Genomic DNA, 19452 nt, shown 5'->3' with positions numbered 1-19452 from the left:
AATCCTTGAATTAGCTGTGTTGTGCCTCTCATTCACAACCTTCGTTATTCATGGTAAAATTGGAGCAATCAAACGAGGAGAAAAAGGGAGTGAGTACTTGAAAGAATTTATTCAAAAAAGTTTATTAAAACCTTGGGATATCATCATTATTCTTTTGTTAGTCATGCTCTCATTCTTGCCGGTTGTCATCTTTAGTTATCAACAAGTGGATGCAACACCAAATAAAGAAGCAGTGCTACGAGTCGATGGAACAGAAATCAAAACGTTTCCGTTGGTAACTGAAACCAAAGCTTATACCTATTTATACGAAGATGATCATGGCGACAAAAACGTGATCGAGATCGATGGGGAACGAATTCGGATCAAAGAAGCAGACTGCGACGACCAGATTTGCGTTCGCCGAGGATGGGCAACGAATAATGGTGAAACAATCGTTTGTTTGCCTCACAAATTAGTGATCGAAGTGCGATCAACAGACGGGAGTGGGGAAGACAGTCTGATTTATTAGACGGTTCACGTCATGAGTAAATTACAAAAAATGATCTATATATCTTTATTAGTTGCCCAAGGTGTGATCATCGGTTTATTGGAAAATATGATTCCTTATCCTTTCGCTTTTGCGCCAGGTGCAAAACTAGGATTGGCTAATTTGATTACGATTGTGGCAATTTTTACAATGAAAAAACGAGATAGCTTCTTATTACTTTGGTTGCGTTTATTTTTGACCACGTTATTAGGCGGCACGATTTCGACGTTTCTTTATAGTATGAGTGGTGCGTTGTTGAGTTATGTAGGGATGTTGATAGTCAAACAACTGGGTCCTAAAAGGGTTAGCATTATTGGCATCAGCGCGACAGGTGGATTTATGCATAATGTCGGTCAGTTATTGACCGCGTCATTTATCGCTCAATCATGGACAGTCATGCTCTACTTACCGATTTTGTCATTCCTAGGTATTCTATCAGGATTGGCCATAGGGATAGCTGCTAATTATCTGCTGAAACATGTGAGAACACTTCAGCGTTTCCAAGCAGACTATGATCGACAGACCAATAGTCAATGGCAATCGGTATTTCTGAAAAAATAAGCGTTATACAAGGAGTTTTTTTATGAAGTTACATCAAATGTGGGTGGACTATCCAACGATCCAAGTGGAATTGAACCAAACACTAAAAAAAATGGAAAGTGTTGTTCGGCTGAAAAACAAACCAGTAGAAGAAGCGATAAAAGAAACGATTCATGCAGGTGGGAAGTTACTGCGTCCGGCGTATCAACTATTATTTGCTCAATTTGGCCCGGAGCAAGATCGCGATAAAGCCATTTCGTTGGCAGCATCTATTGAGATGCTACACATTGCGACGTTGATCCATGATGATATCGTTGATGAAGCTGACTTACGCAGAGGACAGCCAAACTTACGTAGCCGTTTTGGCAATAGTGTCGCTGTTTATGCCGGAGATTATTTATTTGTTTGTTGTTTTAAACTCTTGTCCGAATATACTTCTTCCTTAAAGAGTATGCAATTAAATGCAAGAAGTATGGAAAAAGTATTGAATGGCGAGCTCGGGCAAATGGATGATAAATACAATACCCAGTTGACGGTTGAAGAATACTTACAGAATATTTCTGGTAAAACCGCTGAACTTTTTCAACTGAGTTGTTTTGTAGGTGCATACGAAAGTGGCACAAGCGAACGTTTTGCAAAAAAAGCTGGGGATATCGGGTTAGCGATCGGTATGGCGTTTCAAATCATTGATGACATTTTAGATTATACAAAACAGAGCGAAGACATCGGCAAGCCTGTATTGGAAGACATTCGTCAAGGGGTGTATTCTTTACCTTTGATCTATGCGTTACAAACAGACAAAAAAGCAGAATTACTTGAATATTTGTCCAAAGAAAAACAAATGACACAAGCAGAAGCTGAGAAGGTTCAACAATTAGTTATTGAGGCACAAGGGGTCGAAAGCGCCCAGAAGTTGGCAGAATCCTATACGAAACAAGCATTAAAAGAAATCAAAAAATTGCCAAATACCTCGGTACAAACAAAAGAAACATTAGAGACTTTGACGTCATTGATCCTAAGACGGGCAGACTAAGTTATATAAAAATGTGGTTGTGACAGAAGTGTTCAGCTCCGAGAAATAAGCGTGAAACCCAGAAAATTGTTCTTCAAATTTTTGGGGTTTCACGCTTATTTCTGAAGGGGTTGCTTCTGGAACACCGTTTATTCGGTTCTAGGAGATGCAAGGTCACTAATGTCCCAGGCTCATTTTTTTCTTTGCACAGAAAAAGTGGTTTTGCACCTTCTGAAAGAAAGAGGTATGCTAAATAATAGGTATCGCATGGTGACTGATTTCCATTTAGTAGTTCCATACGTATCAGTAGTTTGTTGCTCTTAAAAACATGAACCATCAATAGAATGGACATGGGTCGTTTATCGAACAGGGGCTTACATCGTTTTATTTATGGACGTAAGTACATAAAGTGACGGAGGAAGAATAAAGGAGGGAAATCAAAGCACATAAGAAATAATACATAATATTGAGTGAACCATGGACAAAACAAGTAGTTAAAACATTCATTTTTTTGTTTATTCTGACAATCAGTATCGTTAACATTTTGGGGGAAATGTCGCTGAATGACAAGAATAAATGAGTCAATAAAAACCAGTGAAAGCCTTATGCAGTCCTGACTGATAAGGAAATCACTGGATTTTTTATTTTTTATCTTCCAAGGCTCGGGCTAGTTTGTGGTCGATTGTTTCGCGAGTGGCTATCTTGTTTTAGATGATTGTTTTCTGTTTGGCGATGTGCATGATTGATCCTATCTTTCAATGTAAATTTCTGAGTCTCAGGTGAAATCTTTTTTTGTAATGAATGGGTCTGCACCTTATGATTAGCCTTCCCAACTTCTTTGTCTGTGTGATCGCGTTTTTGGGAAGGCTCCTCTTTATCCATTCCATTTATCAATGTTTTTGCATCAAACTTTATTTTTGGCTGTCGATTTGCATAAGGTTCTTTAGAGATATCTTTATGTGTTTCATTGAACTTACGATTCGCTTCCGTAACAGCATTTACCACTTCTTTTTTTGTTCGGTCACGTATTTCAGGGAGTGGCGCATCTTTTTCATTCCTTTTAGTATCACTAGGAATTGTTTCGTAGATCGGTTCAGCAGAGTCTGTGTATCGTTCGACAAGTTTATCTACTTGTTTTGGCGACAACTTGTCGATTTTATCAAGTAATTCTTGTGCTCTTTTTTCATTATTTTTGATGCCAGCTGTTAGTTCCCTATATTTTTTTGAAGATGTGGAATGATCACTAAGCTGTTCTCTTTTTTCCTTTAGCTCTTGGATTCTAGCTACTGTATTCATCAGGCTTTTTGTCAGTTGTTTGATTTCTGTAGCAGGACTTTTTGGTAGATGCTTACTTAATTTCCTAGAACGCTGTTTCATCTTTTCTACTGACATAATATTTTCTTTACGATTATCCATAATTAGTTCCTCATCTCTCATCTTTGTTACATAAACAAAAAATAGCATTTTAATCTTCGTGTTTGATATCGATAATTTCTAAGTAAGGAAAATTAGTGTAAGCATTTGTTGCTCTTGAAATACGAGCGAGAAAGCAACGAGGAGGAAAGCTTGTTTGATAGCAGAAAAAGGATATTGATCATTTTTTGATCAATATCCTAGATTATTTTGTTTAGTGTGAAGTTGTTTTACTTTGAAAGAGCAGGATTAGTTTTTGGTCGATTGTTCAGTGTTGGATTTGCTTTTTCTTGGGCGTTCACTTTGACCTGTTCCTGTGCGTTAGCTAACTTCTCGGTCAATGACGGTTTCAGAATTCCTTTAACAGGCTCTCCGTTTATAATTTTAATTTGATCAATCAATAATTTTTTTTGGTTCATTAATTTTTCGTTATTTTTCCCACCAAATAAATTCATGATTCTGCCAACTAACCTCTTCTTTCTTTTTTGGAAAGTAGCTAGTTTTTTTTCCGTTTGATGCAACTTTTTCTCAGCTTTATCTAGCGTAAGTTTTTGACTCCTAGTATCCTTAATTGGTTTTTTTTTGATTTCGATTGTTTTCTCTCTTTTATCATATGACTTTGAAGATATATTTTTATGAGATTCGTTGAATCTAACATTAGCAGATTTAACAGCCGACTGAATTTCTTCTTTTGATCGAGCCCTTTTTAATGTGATTGGGACATCGATCTCTTCCTTCCTTTTTTTCCTAACTTCAGGAATGGTTTCATAGATTGGTTCATTCATGATTTTTTCATTGCTCTTCGTGACGCTTTTGTCTTGAGTGAAATGGTTATCTATGTATTTTTCCAATCTATCCGCATGTGCGGGTGAAATATTTTCGATTCTTCTATATAAAACATGAATTCTTTTCCTATGATTTTTGATAGCATCTGTCAGTTCCTGATATTTTTTTGAAGATTTTGAAGAATCTCCAAGCTCCTTTCGTTGTGCCTTGAATTTTTCGATCATATTCTCAGAGTCGATAATTTGATTCGAGAGGTGAGTGATCGTTGTTTTCCCCTCATTGTTTAATTTGGGTTTATATTGCTTGTTCTTAGCCATATCTATCTCCTTCTCTTATTGTTATATATAAATAAACATAACATCTTTTTATTGCTAATTAGTGTCAATAATTTCTATTAAGGAAAATTTTTGATATAAATGATGAGATAATAAAACGTTGTAAAATTGAAATTGAAGCAGGTGGACTGATCGAATGGCAGAGCTTTTTCATTATAATTTTATGTCTCTTTTTGTAATGAAATAAAGTATATAAAATAACTAAATATATGGATTTGTTGAACCACTTTAGCTAGAAAATCTTTATCTGTGTGGGCGATGATCATGATCTGCTAAAACTCGGTGATTGTGTTCGATCTCCACGCAGTTTTTGATTTTTCATTTATGGTTCTTTTTTATTATGAGCGTCAGTTACTTGTTTTTTAAATATTGGTTTTAGGATACCTTTTTACGGTTGTTCGAATTTGTTTATCAAATCAGTTTTTTTCCTTTAAACTTTGGATTTTTTTCTCTGAAAGCATTCGCAATCAGACCGAAAATATTTTTTGCGTTTGTGGTACTTTTGCAATTTGGCCTCAATTTTCTGCACATTTTTTTAGTTTCTTGAATAAACTTCTTATGTTCGGCTGTTCTCTCTTTCTATGAGAGGGTTTTACCTGTGTCTATTCTTAGCTTTTTGTTCATTTTAGGTTCAGGAGATAAGTTGCGGTAAGATTGATTGAACTTTTCATTGGCCTTTGCTACTTTGATTGCAGAGATTTCTTTAGGTGTTAATGGACACGCGACTTTGCCATAAGGGGAATCAGCAAATTTTTTTTCTAACTTCGTTGCAGTTTTTGAATCAATCGTCTCCAGTTGACGGTAAAGATTATCTGCTTGTTTTCGATGAAGTTGGATGCCTTCAATATATATAGCGAATTCTTCTTTTACGTTAGGGTGGCTAACGAGACCATCTCTTTCTTTTGCAAGCGCCTGTATTGTTTTCTCTGTATTTATGATCTTTTCTATTAGGTTATCGATTTTTTCTGTTCGTTTTTCCTGTTGCTGTGCGAGTGATTGCCGAGGCCTAGAAAGCTTTTGTGCGACGGACTGACGAGGTTCAGATGTTACTTGAGAAACGGATTGTCGTCTCGGCGACTGATCGACAGATTCTCGGCGAACACTTTTCGTTTGCCGGCGTTCTTGTTCTTTTAGGACAAGCTTCATTGCGCGATGACTGTAGATGTTATTTTGATTATTATTTAGTTCTTTATTTGCGTTATTGAGTTTGGTTTTTGCCTTGTTATATTCATCCGGATTGGCTGTTCTGCTCGAAAGTTTTTTACTTCACTTTTAATTTCCCTGATTTGTTCATTTAACTCTCTGTCTTTTGCGTTTAAATGCTGAATTTTCTGGTTAATTTGTTTAGCAGACAACTGGATATTTTCAGCGGTGATCGATGCTGTTTGTTGTGAGAATTTTTTTACAACATCTAATTGTTCACTGATTCTATGAAAGACGTTGTCAGAAAGATTTGGCGCTTTTAAATTTATAGTTAAATTGCTTGTGTATTTAAAAGTCTTGTCACCTCTATATTTTTTTAAGTTTCTCCTTATTATATTATATGAAAAATATCATTTTTCAACTCGTGGTATGTACCGATTGTTTCAATAAATATGTCAATTTTTAGTATTGATCTTTTACTAAAAGATGTTATTTTGACTGATTGCAGAGCAGAAGCGACGTTTGTTCATGTTGTGGATTAAATCACTCAAATGGATTGATTTGTTTATTTAAAACAATCTTTTTTGTTTTTGGAAAAAATTGTTCCCAGCAAGAAAAAATCCATGCTATATTCTGAATTAAAGAACGCTATGAATAAAGGAGAGTAGCTGTGAGAAAACAATATACATCAGAATTAACGCAATTAACGGTGATTGAGATCGTAACAAAACTAAGTGAGAAGAAAAGAAATTTTTCATTTCGTGATATTGAAGAAGAGTATCAGCAACCTTTGTCTGCGGCAGATAAATTTTTGATCCGCTGTTTGATTATAAAAAAATTCAACTTGAAGATTGAATATTTTTCTTCTTCTAAAGCGAATCAATTACAATTTTGCAAAATTTGAGAATAGTCCATTGAGGTTGGGATGAGCCAGTAAGAGATCGCTGAATCTAATGTGAAAATAAAAAATGTTGTAATTCAATACAAAAGAATTCATTCATTTTTTTATGTGTTATGATACAAACAGAACGACAGCAAAACAAAAAAGGGGGCGTTAAATGGAAGAGGGTTTCGTATAGGAAGAAGTGGAGAAAGCGATCGTTGGTCTTCAATAGATAAGCTTATGAATGACTTAGAAGTAGTAAATAGAGGAAACAACACACATAGAACATCACTTGATTGCCGAAAACTATTTCGGGGAAAAATAGTTGCTCGGTCTCACTTGCTTGACGACGTGCATCACAGATTGCGACAGCGCATCTAGATAAAAGCGTAGGCAAATGTTATCAGGTGTCCATTAGTATTGACAGGCAGTAGTTTGATTGTTCTACTGCTACTGACAATAGCACATAGTACTATCCTATTTAAAAAGGATATTGAACATAGAGTTAAAACATAGAACAAACATAGAAATTAGATGTAGACACAAAAGTAAAATAAAACACACAATGTAGTACCTCAAACATAGAATCAAGCATATAGTAGAAAAATATAGTACATCGTAAAGAAGTTTGCATGTTTTCTCGTGACATCAAGCTTATGAAAAATAAAGCGAGCATGACAAACCCACCATTGATAAAAAAGAGGCTAGGAAACGAACTAGCCTCTTTTTGCTGATGGTAGCCCATCGATTTCTGTTAAGCTGACTTCACCAGAGAGTAGTTGGAAGCGCTGGTTTGGCGTATCTACGATCAGTTCTCCTTTTGGACCGATTGCCTGGGCAATTCCTTGATAAGATTTTCCTTTTCGGGTAAAGCTGACAGACTTACCTAGGACAAATGACCGTTCTGTGTAAAGATCAAAATAGGTGTGCGAATGGTCGGCTAAATACCTAAAGAAATGTTTCCAAATCGCGCAGATCAATTGATTTCTAGTCATCGATGCTTCACCATCAGGAAACAAGGAGGTCGCTTTTTGCTGGATCTCATCAGGAAATTGCGTGTGAGGGATCGAAAAATTCAAGCCCACACCAATAATCACCGAACGAATTTCACCACTTTCCATATCGCTTACCGCTTCAGATAAAATTCCACAAACCTTTTTCCCTTCAAGGTAGATATCGTTGACCCATTTGATCATGGCATGTTTTCCTGTCGTTTCTTGAATCGCTTTGACACATGCACTGGCAGCAATCAACGTATATTGTGGCAATTCCTCAAAATGCTTTTGTGGATGCAATAATAAGCTCATGTAGATTCCTTGACTTGGTTGAGCGAAAAAGGAACGTCCAAAACGTCCATGGGCTTGTTCTTGTGTATCCGCGATAAATAAACTAGGTTTCGTAGTATCCATATTAGATGCCGATTTAGCATCTTTCATCGTCGATTCCGATTGTGATAAAACGTTCACTTGAACGTCAAAAGAAGATAATGCTTGGGAAATCTCTACAGGATCCAATACATCGGAGGGGAGATAACGATACCCTTTCGCTTGATGTTCAAAGCGAAAACCTTCTTTTTCTAATTCTTTGATGGCTTTCCAAATACTCGTTCGGGAGACATTCAGTTGTTGGGCGATTTTTTCACCGGATAGAAATGTCGGAGTATTTTTTAAAAGGTGTAGTACCTTGGCTTTTGTCGTCATCGATCAAGCTCCTTTCTACTATTTATATATTAGCAGATTTACGATCGAATGAGGACAGCGCGTCATACTTTTTGTTTGAGTCGCTATAAAGACGAAAAGATTTTGTAAGGAAGAGTCACTCAATTAGGAATGGACGAAATTGGAACAAAAAAGAAAGATTAAGAAACAATTACGAAAATTTACAGGAAACGCCAGGAAGTGTTGACTTTTACGTTTAAACAGTGTATTATATGAAGTTGCAAAAACTATCTGATGAAGCGAAGGCAGAAACGAAATATTGTCCGTTTCGGCTTTAATATAAGGAAACAAAAGTAGAAGCTCACGTAGGCAAGTACTCAAGAGAACGTTCTATTTTTGGTTTTTTTTTGCCTAAAAGCCGCAAAAAATGTCTGTTGTTACCTAAATATAATATTTTTAATATTATTGTAACAATTGATCGGGTAGTCTTTTTGAATGACATTTTAGAGGGGTGAAGAGCTTGGCTGGACACGTAGTAAAATACGGAAAACATCGCGAACGTAGAAGTTTCGCACGAATCAGTGAAGTGTTGGAATTACCAAATTTGATCGAAATTCAAACAGACTCGTACCAATGGTTCTTGGATGAAGGACTAAGAGAAATGTTTGAAGATATTTTGCCAATCGATGACTTCAATGGCAATCTTTCTTTGGAATTTGTAGATTATGAATTGAAAGAACCAAAGTACACAGTAGCAGAAGCACGCGCACATGACGCAAATTACTCTGCACCATTACATGTGACTTTACGTTTAACAAACCGTGAAACAGGCGAAATCAAAGCTCAAGAAGTATTCTTCGGTGATTTCCCATTGATGACAGAGCAAGGTACATTCATCATCAACGGTGCGGAACGTGTTATCGTTTCCCAATTAGTCCGTTCACCAGGTGTTTACTTCCATGGGAAAGTAGACAAAAACGGTAAAGAAGGATTCGGTTCCACTGTGATCCCTAACCGTGGTGCATGGTTAGAAATGGAAACTGATGCAAAAGACATCTCTTATGTACGTATCGACCGCACACGTAAGATTCCATTGACTGTGTTAGTTCGTGCATTAGGTTTCGGTTCAGATGACACGATTTTTGAAATCTTTGGGGATAGTGAAACATTACGTAACACGATCGAAAAAGATTTACACAAAAATGCAAGTGATTCTAGAACAGAAGAAGGATTAAAAGATATCTACGAGCGTCTTCGCCCAGGCGAACCAAAAACAGCAGATAGTTCACGTAACTTGCTGAATGCCCGCTTCTTTGATCCAAAACGTTACGACTTAGCAAATGTTGGTCGTTACAAAGTAAACAAAAAATTAGACTTGAAAACACGTCTATTGAACTTAACGTTAGCTGAAACGTTGGTTGATCCTGAAACAGGCGAGATCATTGTTGAAAAAGGAACAGCTTTGACCCATCAAGTGATGGAAACATTAGCACCGTTCATCGACAATGGTTTGAACTCAGTGACTTACTACCCAACAGAAGATGGCGTAGTCACTGATCCAATGACTGTCCAAGTGATCAAAGTCTTTTCACCAAAAGACCCAGAACGTGAAGTCAACGTGATCGGTAACGGCTACCCAGACACAACAGTGAAAACTGTTCGTCCAGCGGATATCGTTGCTTCAATGAGCTACTTCTTGAACTTGATGGAAGGCATCGGCAACGTGGACGATATCGACCACTTAGGAAATCGTCGTATCCGTTCTGTCGGAGAACTTTTACAAAATCAATTCCGTATCGGATTAGCACGTATGGAACGTGTTGTACGTGAAAGAATGTCGATCCAAGATACAGAAACATTGACACCACAACAATTGATCAACATCCGTCCAGTTGTCGCAAGTATCAAAGAATTCTTTGGTTCTTCACAATTGTCTCAGTTCATGGACCAAACAAATCCATTGGGCGAATTGACACACAAACGTCGTCTTTCTGCCTTAGGACCTGGTGGTTTGACTCGTGACCGTGCCGGCTATGAAGTACGTGACGTTCACTACTCCCACTATGGCCGTATGTGTCCGATCGAAACGCCTGAGGGACCAAATATAGGGTTGATCAATAGTTTATCTAGTTACGCGAAAGTAAACAAATTTGGTTTTATCGAAACGCCGTATCGTCGTGTTGATCGTGAAACTGGCCGTGTGACAGAACAAATCGATTACTTGACAGCAGACATCGAGGACCATTATATCGTTGCCCAAGCAAACAGTAAGTTGAATGATGACGGTACATTTGCTGAAGAAATCGTCATGGCTCGTGCCCAAAGTGAAAACTTAGAAGTATCGATCGATAAAGTCGATTATATGGACGTTTCACCGAAACAAGTAGTTGCGGTAGCGACAGCATGTATTCCTTTCTTGGAAAACGATGACTCCAACCGTGCCTTGATGGGTGCCAACATGCAGCGTCAAGCAGTGCCATTGATCAATCCACAAGCACCTTGGGTTGGTACTGGTATGGAATATAAATCAGCTCATGACTCAGGAGCTGCGTTACTATGTAAACACGATGGTGTAGTTGAATTTGTTGATGCTTCTGAGATCCGCGTACGTCGTGACAATGGCGCATTAGACAAATATTCAGTAACAAAATTCCGTCGTTCAAACTCTGGAACAAGTTACAACCAACGCCCAATCGTTCATTTAGGTGAGAAAGTCGAAAAAGGGGATACCTTGGCAGACGGCCCATCAATGGAACAAGGTGAAATGGCTCTAGGACAAAACGTCTTAGTCGGTTTCATGACTTGGGAAGGATACAACTACGAAGATGCGATCATCATGAGTCGTCGTCTTGTCAAAGACGATGTGTACACATCGATCCATATTGAAGAATATGAATCAGAAGCTCGTGATACAAAATTAGGACCTGAAGAAATCACTCGCGAAATCCCGAACGTCGGTGAAGACGCATTGAAAGACTTAGACGAAATGGGGATCATTCGTATTGGGGCGGAAGTCCAAGACGGTGACCTATTAGTCGGTAAAGTAACACCAAAAGGGGTAACTGAACTTTCAGCAGAAGAACGTTTATTGCATGCGATCTTCGGTGAAAAAGCACGTGAAGTACGTGATACTTCTCTACGTGTACCGCATGGTGGAGGCGGGATCGTTCACGATGTGAAGATCTTTACTCGTGAAGCTGGCGATGAATTATCACCAGGTGTCAACATGTTAGTTCGTGTGTATATCGTTCAAAAACGTAAAATCCATGAAGGGGATAAAATGGCCGGACGTCACGGTAATAAAGGGGTTGTTTCCCGTATTATGCCGGAAGAAGATATGCCATTCTTACCTGATGGAACACCGATCGACATCATGTTGAACCCACTAGGGGTACCATCACGTATGAACATCGGACAAGTATTGGAATTGCATTTAGGGATGGCTGCGCGTCAATTAGGCATCCACGTAGCAACACCAGTATTTGATGGTGCAAGTGATGAAGACGTATGGGAAACAGTTCGTGAAGCTGGTATGGCTAGCGATGCGAAAACTGTTCTTTATGACGGACGTACAGGTGAACCATTTGACGGACGTGTGTCTGTCGGTGTGATGTACATGATCAAACTTGCTCACATGGTTGACGATAAGTTACATGCACGTTCAATTGGACCTTACTCACTAGTTACGCAACAACCATTAGGTGGTAAAGCGCAATTTGGTGGACAACGTTTTGGGGAAATGGAAGTTTGGGCACTGGAAGCATACGGTGCGGCTTATACCTTACAAGAAATCTTGACATACAAATCAGATGACGTAGTCGGACGTGTGAAAACATACGAAGCAATCGTCAAAGGTGAACCAATTCCAAAACCAGGTGTACCTGAATCCTTCCGCGTATTAGTCAAAGAATTACAATCACTAGGATTAGACATGCGTGTCCTAGACATCCAAGACAGCGAGATCGAACTTCGCGACATGGATGACGAAGACGATGATTTGATCACAGTGGATGCTTTGACAAAATTCGCTGAACAACAAACAGCAAAAGAACTAGAAAAACAAGCTGCTGAACAAGTCGAAGATGAAAGACAAGATATCATCCAAAACTTTGAAACCGCAGAAGATAATTTAGACTAATCCGGTCTGAGATACTGTGAGGCGGTCGAAGATCAGCCGCCTTACGGTTTTGCCATTAAACGAAATGGAGGGAACCCCTTTTGATCGATGTAAATAAATTCGAAAGTATGCAAATAGGTTTGGCTTCTCCCGAAAAAATCAGAAGCTGGTCTTACGGTGAAGTAAAAAAACCTGAGACGATTAACTATCGTACCTTAAAACCTGAGCGCGAAGGGTTGTTCTGTGAGCGGATTTTTGGTCCTACAAAAGACTGGGAATGTGCCTGCGGAAAATACAAACGTATCCGTTATAAAGGAATCGTTTGTGATCGCTGTGGTGTGGAAGTGACTCGTTCAAAAGTTCGTCGTGAACGTATGGGTCATATCGAATTAGCAGCACCTGTTTCACATATCTGGTATTTCAAAGGTATTCCTTCTCGTATGGGTCTTGTATTAGACATGAGCCCACGCGCATTAGAAGAAATCATTTACTTTGCCTCATATGTTGTTATTGAACCAGGAAACACAAGCTTAGAGAAAAAACAATTGTTGACTGAACGCGAATACCGCGAAAAACGTGAACAATATGGCCAAGAATTCCAAGCAGCAATGGGCGCGGAAGCAATCAAACAATTACTTGATAACGTTGATTTGGATGGCGAAGCGGCTGAATTGAAAGAAGAGTTGAAATCTGCACAAGGACAAAAACGTACACGCGCGATCCGTCGTTTGGACATTTTAGAAGCATTCCGTGCTTCTGGCAATGAACCAAGCTGGATGGTCATGGACGTTATCCCTGTCATCCCACCAGATCTACGACCAATGGTCCAATTAGAAGGTGGACGTTTTGCAACAAGTGACTTGAACGATCTATATCGTCGTGTGATCAACCGTAACAATCGTTTGAAACGTTTGTTAGACTTGAATGCACCAGGAATCATCGTTCAAAATGAAAAACGGATGTTACAAGAAGCGGTAGATGCGTTGATCGATAACGGTCGTCGTGGCCGTCCTGTCACAGGACCAGGTAACCGCCCATTGAAATCTCTTTCTCATATGTTGAAAGGGAAACAAGGTCGTTTCCGTCAAAACTTACTTGGTAAACGTGTCGACTACTCTGGTCGTTCAGTTATCGTCGTAGGTCCTTTCTTGAAAATGTACCAATGTGGATTACCAAAAGAAATGGCGATCGAATTGTTCAAACCATTCGTGATGCGCGAATTAGTTCAACGTGAACTTGCTTCAAACATCAAAAATGCGAAACGCAAAATCGAACGTCAAGAAGATGAAGTTTGGGATGTCTTAGAAGACGTCATCAAAGAACATCCAGTTCTATTGAACCGGGCACCTACGCTTCACAGATTAGGTATCCAAGCATTTGAACCAGTTCTTGTCCAAGGTCGTGCGATCCGTTTGCATCCATTGGTATGTGAAGCTTATAATGCCGATTTCGATGGAGACCAAATGGCCGTTCACGTACCGTTGAACGAAGAAGCACAAGCAGAAGCACGTATGCTGATGTTAGCTGCTCAAAACATCTTGAATCCAAAAGATGGTAAACCAGTCGTTACACCTTCTCAGGATATGGTTTTAGGAAACTACTACCTAACAATGGAAGAAGAAGGTCGTGAAGGCGAAGGAATGGTCTTTAGAGACCAAAACGAAGCAGTCATCGCATGGCGTAATGGCTACGTTCATTTACATTCACGTATTGGTGTGAACCCAACGACATTAGGGGACAAACCATTTACAGAATGGCAAAAAGAACGCACGATGATCACGACTGTTGGTAAGATCATCTTTAACGAGATCATGCCACCAGAATTCCCTTACTTGAATGAGCCAACTGACTTCAACTTGACTGTCCAAACACCGGACAAATACTTTGTTGAAGCTGGAACAGATATTCCTGCTCACATCAAAGAACAAGAACTAGTTTTACCATTCAAGAAGAAAAACTTAGGAAACATCATCGCCGAAGTCTTCAAACGTTTCAAAGTAACTGAAACATCTAAGATGCTTGACCGTATGAAAGACTTAGGATACAAACATTCAACACATGCAGGTATCACTGTAGGGATCGCCGACATCAGTGTCTTGAATGAAAAACAAGTGATCATTGACGAAGCACATAAACAAGTAGAGTCGATCACGAAGCAATTCCGTCGTGGATTGATCACTGATGACGAGCGTTATGAACGAGTAATCGCTGTTTGGAACGCTGCGAAAGACAGCATCCAACAAAAACTGATGGAAGGTTTGGAAGCGAAAAACCCAATCTTCATGATGTCAGATTCTGGTGCCCGTGGTAACATCTCCAACTTTACTCAGCTTGCTGGTATGCGTGGATTGATGGCAGCACCGAATGGACGTATCATGGAATTGCCGATCATTTCGAACTTCCGCGAAGGACTTTCTGTCTTGGAAATGTTTATCTCAACTCACGGGGCTCGTAAAGGAATGACCGATACAGCCTTGAAGACAGCCGATTCTGGTTACTTGACACGTCGTTTAGTTGACGTTGCCCAAGATGTCATCATTCGTGAAGAAGATTGTGGCACTGACCGCGGTCTTGAGATCCAAGCAATCCGTGAAGGAAATGAAATCATCGAATCTCTTGAAGATCGTTTGATTGGACGTTACACACGTAAAGAAGTTCGTCATCCTGAAACCAACGAAATGATCATTGCCGGAAATCAATTGATCTCTGAAGATGTCGCAAAACAAATCGTTGATGCAGGTGTTGAAACTGTAACGATCCGTTCTGTCTTCACATGTAACACAAAACATGGTGTCTGCAAACATTGTTACGGACGTAACTTGGCAACTGGTTCTGACGTTGAAGTCGGAGAAGCAGTTGGTACGATCGCCGCTCAATCAATCGGTGAACCAGGTACTCAGTTAACAATGCGTACGTTCCATACGGGTGGGGTTGCCGGAGATGATATCACTCAAGGTCTTCCTCGTGTCCAAGAAATCTTTGAAGCACGTAATCCGAAAGGGCAAGCAGTGATTACTGAAGTAACAGGGGATGTCATCGATATCTCTGAAGATCCTGCTACACGTACCAAAGAAGTAACAATCAAAGGGAAAACAGATACACGTACGTATACAGTGCCTTATACTGCACGTATGAAAGTCGCTGAAGGCGATATGATCCATCGTGGTGCACCATTGACAGAAGGATCAATCGATCCGAAACAATTGTTGCAAGTACGTGACGTTCTATCTGTTGAAAACTATCTATTACGTGAAGTACAACGCGTTTACCGTATGCAAGGGGTAGAAATCGGCGACAAACATATCGAAGTAATGGTTCGCCAAATGCTTCGTAAAGTGCGCGTCATGGACCCAGGCGATACAGAAATCTTGCCAGGTACACTGTTAGATATCGCAGACTTCAAAGACCAAAACTACAATACGTTAGTTGCTGGTGGCGTTCCTGCGACATCTCGTCCAGTCTTGCTAGGTATCACAAAAGCATCATTAGAAACAAACAGCTTCTTATCAGCTGCATCCTTCCAAGAAACAACTCGTGTCTTGACTGATGCTGCGATCCGAGGCAAAAAAGATCCACTTCTTGGTTTGAAAGAAAATGTTATCATCGGTAAGATCATTCCAGCTGGTACTGGTATGCCACGTTACCGCAACATGGAACCAAAAGAAGTTGGCGTTGCAAGTGAAAACGTGTATAGTATTTCTGACATCGAAGCACAAATGGCTGCCGAAGATGCAATGAATGAACAAACACGATAAACCATGAGTTCACATAAAGAAAGTCAAGTTCCTGTTTGAGGGACTTGACCTTTTTTTTGTGGATAAACTAGAATCAAGGAAGTAAAAGGTAACTGTGGATAAAAGAAATGGTAATAGATATCCACAGGGGATAATTATTATGTGTACCAAAATTTATCCACAAGTTTTCAAATATTAAAAGAAAAACAATAAAAATAGGCTAAAAATACCGGTAGGGGGTAAAATAAGCATATTACTATTTATTTCAATGAAAACGAGTATGATAAAACCAAAGGAGCTGATAAGAAATGGCAGTGAAAAAAGCTGTATTTGCAGGTGGCTGTTTTTGGTGTATGGTCAAACCGTTTGAAACACAACCAGGTATCCTCTCCGTTACTTCCGGTTATACTGGAGGACATGTACCAAATCCAACCTACGAACAAGTGACGACTGGAACAACAGGTCATACGGAAGCGGTAGAAATCGAATATAATCCTGAAATCATCACCTATGCACAATTGGTCGAGATTTATTGGCAACAGACCGATCCGACAGATGCTTTAGGGCAGTTTGCTGATCGTGGGGACTCTTATCGTCCGGTCATTTATTATAGTGATGAAGCAGAACGTGAAGCCGCAGAAAACTCAAAACAACAGTTACAAGCAAGTGGCCGTTTCGATCAACCGATCGTCACAAAGATCGAACCTCGTACGACCTTTTATCCCGCAGAGGAGTATCATCAAGATTACTACAAGAAAAACAAGATCCATTATCAGTTGTATCGTGAAGGCTCTGGTCGGGCGGGATTCCTTAGAAAAAACTGGAAAGACTAGCAGTATAAGTTACTAGAAAATATGAATTTTAAGTAATAAGAAAAGAGGAAGGTCGGACATTTTGTTCTAGATGCTTCTTCTTTTTTGTGCTATCGGAAATAGAGGACCAACCATAAGGCAATACTCAGAAAAGGAACGAAAGGGAGATGCTTTCTTTTCTTATGGAATAAAGCAGTGATACAAAAATAACTTAAACCAAGACAACTTGCGATAAACATAAGCATGAGAAAATGTGTGGAGGCTAACCCACCACTCCAACTAAGTAAGAGTAACGTATCGCCTGCGCCTAAATAAGCTTGCCCATAACGCAGCAAACCGTAACTGATCAAGCCGAACGCTAAGCTGGTTTCTAAGTGAAACTGCTCAGTCAGCACCCAGTAGGCCCATAAGAAAGTCCATGAGAAATAGAGGATGCGAGTGTCGATCGCAAGGTAAAAAATATCCATCAACGAAAATAAAAAAGCAGTGAATAGCCAAATCAAATGAACTGTATCTGGCGAATAGCATCCTGCATACATAAATAGCGTACCGCTGATCAACTCTGCCAGTGGATACATGGGTGAAAGTTTGGTCTGACAAGAGCGGCAACGAAATCGTTGCATGACAATCGAAAGTAATGGAATCAACTCATACCAACGCAATGTTTGGTGACAGTTGACACAATGTGAACGAGGGGAAATAATAGAAAGGTCTTGAGGAACGCGTTGTGCGACTAAGCACAAAAAAGAACCAAAGCAACAACCAATGATAAAATAAAGAAACATCAGACCAACCTCCTTTTGATTAAGATACGCAAAAAAGGAGAAGAGAGGTGGAAAAAATAATGATTGCAGTCGGGGTCGATATCGGTACTACGCAAACGAAAGCAGTTGCATTCAATGAACAAGCAGAAGAAGTAGCTACAGCCTACTTTCATTACCCGCTGATCCAAGAAATTCAAGGCATGGCTGAACAAGATCAGGAATTGATCGTCCATGCAGTGTATACGGTCATCAATGAAGTGATCCAACAGTTACCCGCACAGACAATCCAATTCATTTCATTTTCAACAGCCATGCACAGCTTGATTTTATTAGATAAAAATAAAAAACCTTTAACTCGTATGTTTACTTGGGCAGACACTCGTGCCGTCAATGAAGCAGAAAAATTAAAAGCAACTGAAAAAGGTCGAGTGATCTATGAACGGACGGGTACGCCGATCCATCCAATGACACCATTGATCAAAATCAATTGGTTGAAAAACGAGTTTCCTGATTTATTTGAGCAAGCGGCTTATTTTGTAGGGATCAAAGACTATCTTTTTTATGAGCTGTTTGCTGAATTAGTCAGTGATTATAGTACTGCTTCTGGCACAGGGTACTTTGATATCTACCGTTTCCAATGGTCAGAGCCTATTCTTGAAGAGTTAGGGATACAAGAAGAGCAATTACCGAGAGTAGCACCTGCGACTACCCAGTTCACGAAATTAACAGAACAAGCCCGTACGAGATTTCATTTTGATCAAGAAATTCCATTTATTTTAGGTGGAGCCGATGGGCCATTATCCAATTTAGGCTTAGGTGCATTTGGTGAGACGACGGCAGCGCTGACTGTCGGTACCAGTGGCGCATTACGATTTATTTCGAATCGCCCAAAGCTCCATCCAACAATGGAAACCTTCTGTTATGTTTTGGATCAAACACACTGGGTCATCGGAGGAGCAACCAGTAATGGCGCAGGGATCTTTGATTGGGCGGTCCATACATTGATGCAAGATGTCGTTCAACGAGCCAAGGAACAAGGTGCAGATCCGTATCAAGCAATCCTTTCGGAAATCGCTTTTGTCCCGCCTGGCGCCAATGGACTGATTTTTCAACCGTATTTATTGGGGGAACGAGCACCTTTGTGGGATGCGGAGGCATTTGGAAGTTTTATTGGTCTACAACGATGGCATACGGAAAAAGACATGATGCGAGCGGTCCTGGAAGGGGTTTGTTTTAATCTCAAACGAATTTTGCGAGGTATCTGTCCACCCGATCAAGTGATTGAGTTACGTGCAACTGGTGGCTTTGCTCAATCAGTGTTATTTCGGCAGATCATGGCAGATGTATTGGGACAACCCATCCGTTTTCCAAAAGTTAAAGAAGCCTCAGCGTTAGGGGCAGTCATATTAGGTTGGCAGAGCCAAGGCAGAATCGAAACATTAGGTGAAGCTTCCGCATATATTGAATTAGCACAACAAGTGGCTGTTCAGAAAAAAGCCAGCCGCATGTACAACAAAATATATCCTTTATTTGTTTCGACACAACAAGAATTAAGCCGCTATTCTCAGTTATTTGCGGAACTACGAGAGACTCTATCAATAGAGATGATAGATGAAGAAGGCGAATCGTAAATGATGACATTAGTTATATTTTCTATTTGGTTTGCGGATTTTTTGCTATTTAAAAAAAGCATTACTCTGGGGATGAAAATCGTTCTCATCTAAAAGAT

General features: G+C 39.6%; 13 protein-coding genes. 8 read left to right on the top strand and 5 right to left on the bottom strand.

Annotation, left to right across the window (positions count from 1 at the left end):
- Positions 1–97 precede the first annotated feature (97 nt).
- The 3 genes from HZ311_RS07235 to HZ311_RS07225 are packed head-to-tail and all read left to right on the top strand — an operon-like array spanning position 98 to position 2099.
- Complete coding sequence (locus HZ311_RS07235; RefSeq protein ID WP_010733917.1) at positions 98–508, top strand: NusG domain II-containing protein; 411 nt, start codon at positions 98–100, stop codon at positions 506–508.
- A gap of 12 nt (positions 509–520) precedes the next feature.
- Positions 521–1087, top strand: a complete 567-nt coding sequence (locus tag HZ311_RS07230) for a Gx transporter family protein (RefSeq protein ID WP_010733918.1) — start codon at positions 521–523, stop codon at positions 1085–1087.
- A 22-nt stretch (positions 1088–1109) separates the two neighbouring features.
- Positions 1110–2099 (top strand): polyprenyl synthetase family protein, encoded by a 990-nt coding sequence (locus HZ311_RS07225; RefSeq protein WP_023520569.1) that lies wholly within the window; start codon positions 1110–1112, stop codon positions 2097–2099.
- A 627-nt stretch (positions 2100–2726) separates the two neighbouring features.
- On the opposite strand, the gene HZ311_RS07220 is transcribed toward HZ311_RS07225, so the two are convergent.
- The 3 genes from HZ311_RS07220 to HZ311_RS07210 all read right to left on the bottom strand — a co-directional run bounded on the left by HZ311_RS07220 (position 2727) and on the right by HZ311_RS07210 (position 5758).
- Positions 2727–3494 (bottom strand): hypothetical protein, encoded by a 768-nt coding sequence (locus HZ311_RS07220; RefSeq protein WP_023520568.1) that lies wholly within the window; start codon positions 3492–3494, stop codon positions 2727–2729.
- Between the two features lie 227 nt (positions 3495–3721).
- Positions 3722–4501 carry a hypothetical protein gene (locus HZ311_RS07215; RefSeq protein WP_137073063.1) on the bottom strand — a complete coding sequence of 260 codons (780 nt, stop codon included), beginning with the start codon at positions 4499–4501 and terminating at the stop codon, positions 3722–3724.
- 690 nt (positions 4502–5191) lie between these two features.
- A complete protein-coding gene (locus HZ311_RS07210) occupies positions 5192–5758 on the bottom strand; it encodes a hypothetical protein (protein ID WP_137073062.1) in 567 nt (188 codons plus the stop codon).
- A 667-nt stretch (positions 5759–6425) separates the two neighbouring features.
- Between HZ311_RS07210 and HZ311_RS07205 the strand changes: the two genes are divergently transcribed.
- On the top strand, positions 6426–6659 hold the full coding sequence (locus HZ311_RS07205; protein ID WP_023520564.1) for a hypothetical protein: 234 nt from the start codon (positions 6426–6428) through the stop codon (positions 6657–6659).
- A gap of 695 nt (positions 6660–7354) precedes the next feature.
- Here HZ311_RS07205 and HZ311_RS07200 read toward each other — a convergent pair.
- Complete coding sequence (locus HZ311_RS07200; RefSeq protein ID WP_023520563.1) at positions 7355–8338, bottom strand: biotin--[acetyl-CoA-carboxylase] ligase; 984 nt, start codon at positions 8336–8338, stop codon at positions 7355–7357.
- A gap of 478 nt (positions 8339–8816) precedes the next feature.
- Between HZ311_RS07200 and rpoB the strand changes: the two genes are divergently transcribed.
- The 3 genes from rpoB to msrA all read left to right on the top strand — a co-directional run bounded on the left by rpoB (position 8817) and on the right by msrA (position 16980).
- Entirely contained in the window at positions 8817–12434 is a 3618-nt protein-coding gene (gene rpoB / locus HZ311_RS07195) for a DNA-directed RNA polymerase subunit beta (protein ID WP_010733925.1), read from the top strand.
- Between the two features lie 80 nt (positions 12435–12514).
- The gene (rpoC, locus tag HZ311_RS07190; RefSeq protein ID WP_023520562.1) at positions 12515–16168 is read left to right on the top strand and encodes a DNA-directed RNA polymerase subunit beta'; all 3654 of its coding nucleotides are present in this window, start codon (positions 12515–12517) and stop codon (positions 16166–16168) included.
- Between the two features lie 287 nt (positions 16169–16455).
- Entirely contained in the window at positions 16456–16980 is a 525-nt protein-coding gene (msrA, locus tag HZ311_RS07185; protein WP_023520561.1) for a peptide-methionine (S)-S-oxide reductase MsrA, read from the top strand.
- Between the two features lie 89 nt (positions 16981–17069).
- On the opposite strand, the gene HZ311_RS07180 is transcribed toward msrA, so the two are convergent.
- The gene (locus HZ311_RS07180) at positions 17070–17744 is read right to left on the bottom strand and encodes a prepilin peptidase (protein ID WP_010733928.1); all 675 of its coding nucleotides are present in this window, start codon (positions 17742–17744) and stop codon (positions 17070–17072) included.
- A 56-nt stretch (positions 17745–17800) separates the two neighbouring features.
- On the opposite strand from HZ311_RS07180, the gene HZ311_RS07175 reads away from it, so the two are divergent.
- A complete protein-coding gene (locus HZ311_RS07175) occupies positions 17801–19354 on the top strand; it encodes a gluconokinase (protein ID WP_041684534.1) in 1554 nt (517 codons plus the stop codon).
- The last annotated feature ends 98 nt before the right edge of the window (positions 19355–19452 follow it).

The organism is Enterococcus mundtii, assembly GCF_013394305.1.
GTDB lineage: Bacteria > Bacillota > Bacilli > Lactobacillales > Enterococcaceae > Enterococcus_B > Enterococcus_B pernyi.
This window is presented reverse-complemented; position numbering and strand designations above follow the sequence as displayed.

Bases quoted from the DNA above. Each gene is read 5' to 3' on its own strand.
- HZ311_RS07225 (WP_023520569.1), top strand. From the start codon at position 1,110: ATGAAGTTACATCAAATGTGGGTGGACTATCCAACGATCCAAGTGGAA.
- HZ311_RS07215 (WP_137073063.1), bottom strand. From the start codon at position 4,501: ATGATCGAAAAATTCAAGGCACAACGAAAGGAGCTTGGAGATTCTTCA.
- HZ311_RS07220 (WP_023520568.1), bottom strand. From the start codon at position 3,494: ATGGATAATCGTAAAGAAAATATTATGTCAGTAGAAAAGATGAAACAG.
- HZ311_RS07180 (WP_010733928.1), bottom strand. From the start codon at position 17,744: ATGTTTCTTTATTTTATCATTGGTTGTTGCTTTGGTTCTTTTTTGTGC.
- msrA (WP_023520561.1), top strand. From the start codon at position 16,456: ATGGCAGTGAAAAAAGCTGTATTTGCAGGTGGCTGTTTTTGGTGTATG.
- HZ311_RS07210 (WP_137073062.1), bottom strand. From the start codon at position 5,758: ATGAAGCTTGTCCTAAAAGAACAAGAACGCCGGCAAACGAAAAGTGTT.
- HZ311_RS07230 (WP_010733918.1), top strand. From the start codon at position 521: ATGAGTAAATTACAAAAAATGATCTATATATCTTTATTAGTTGCCCAA.
- HZ311_RS07200 (WP_023520563.1), bottom strand. From the start codon at position 8,338: ATGACGACAAAAGCCAAGGTACTACACCTTTTAAAAAATACTCCGACA.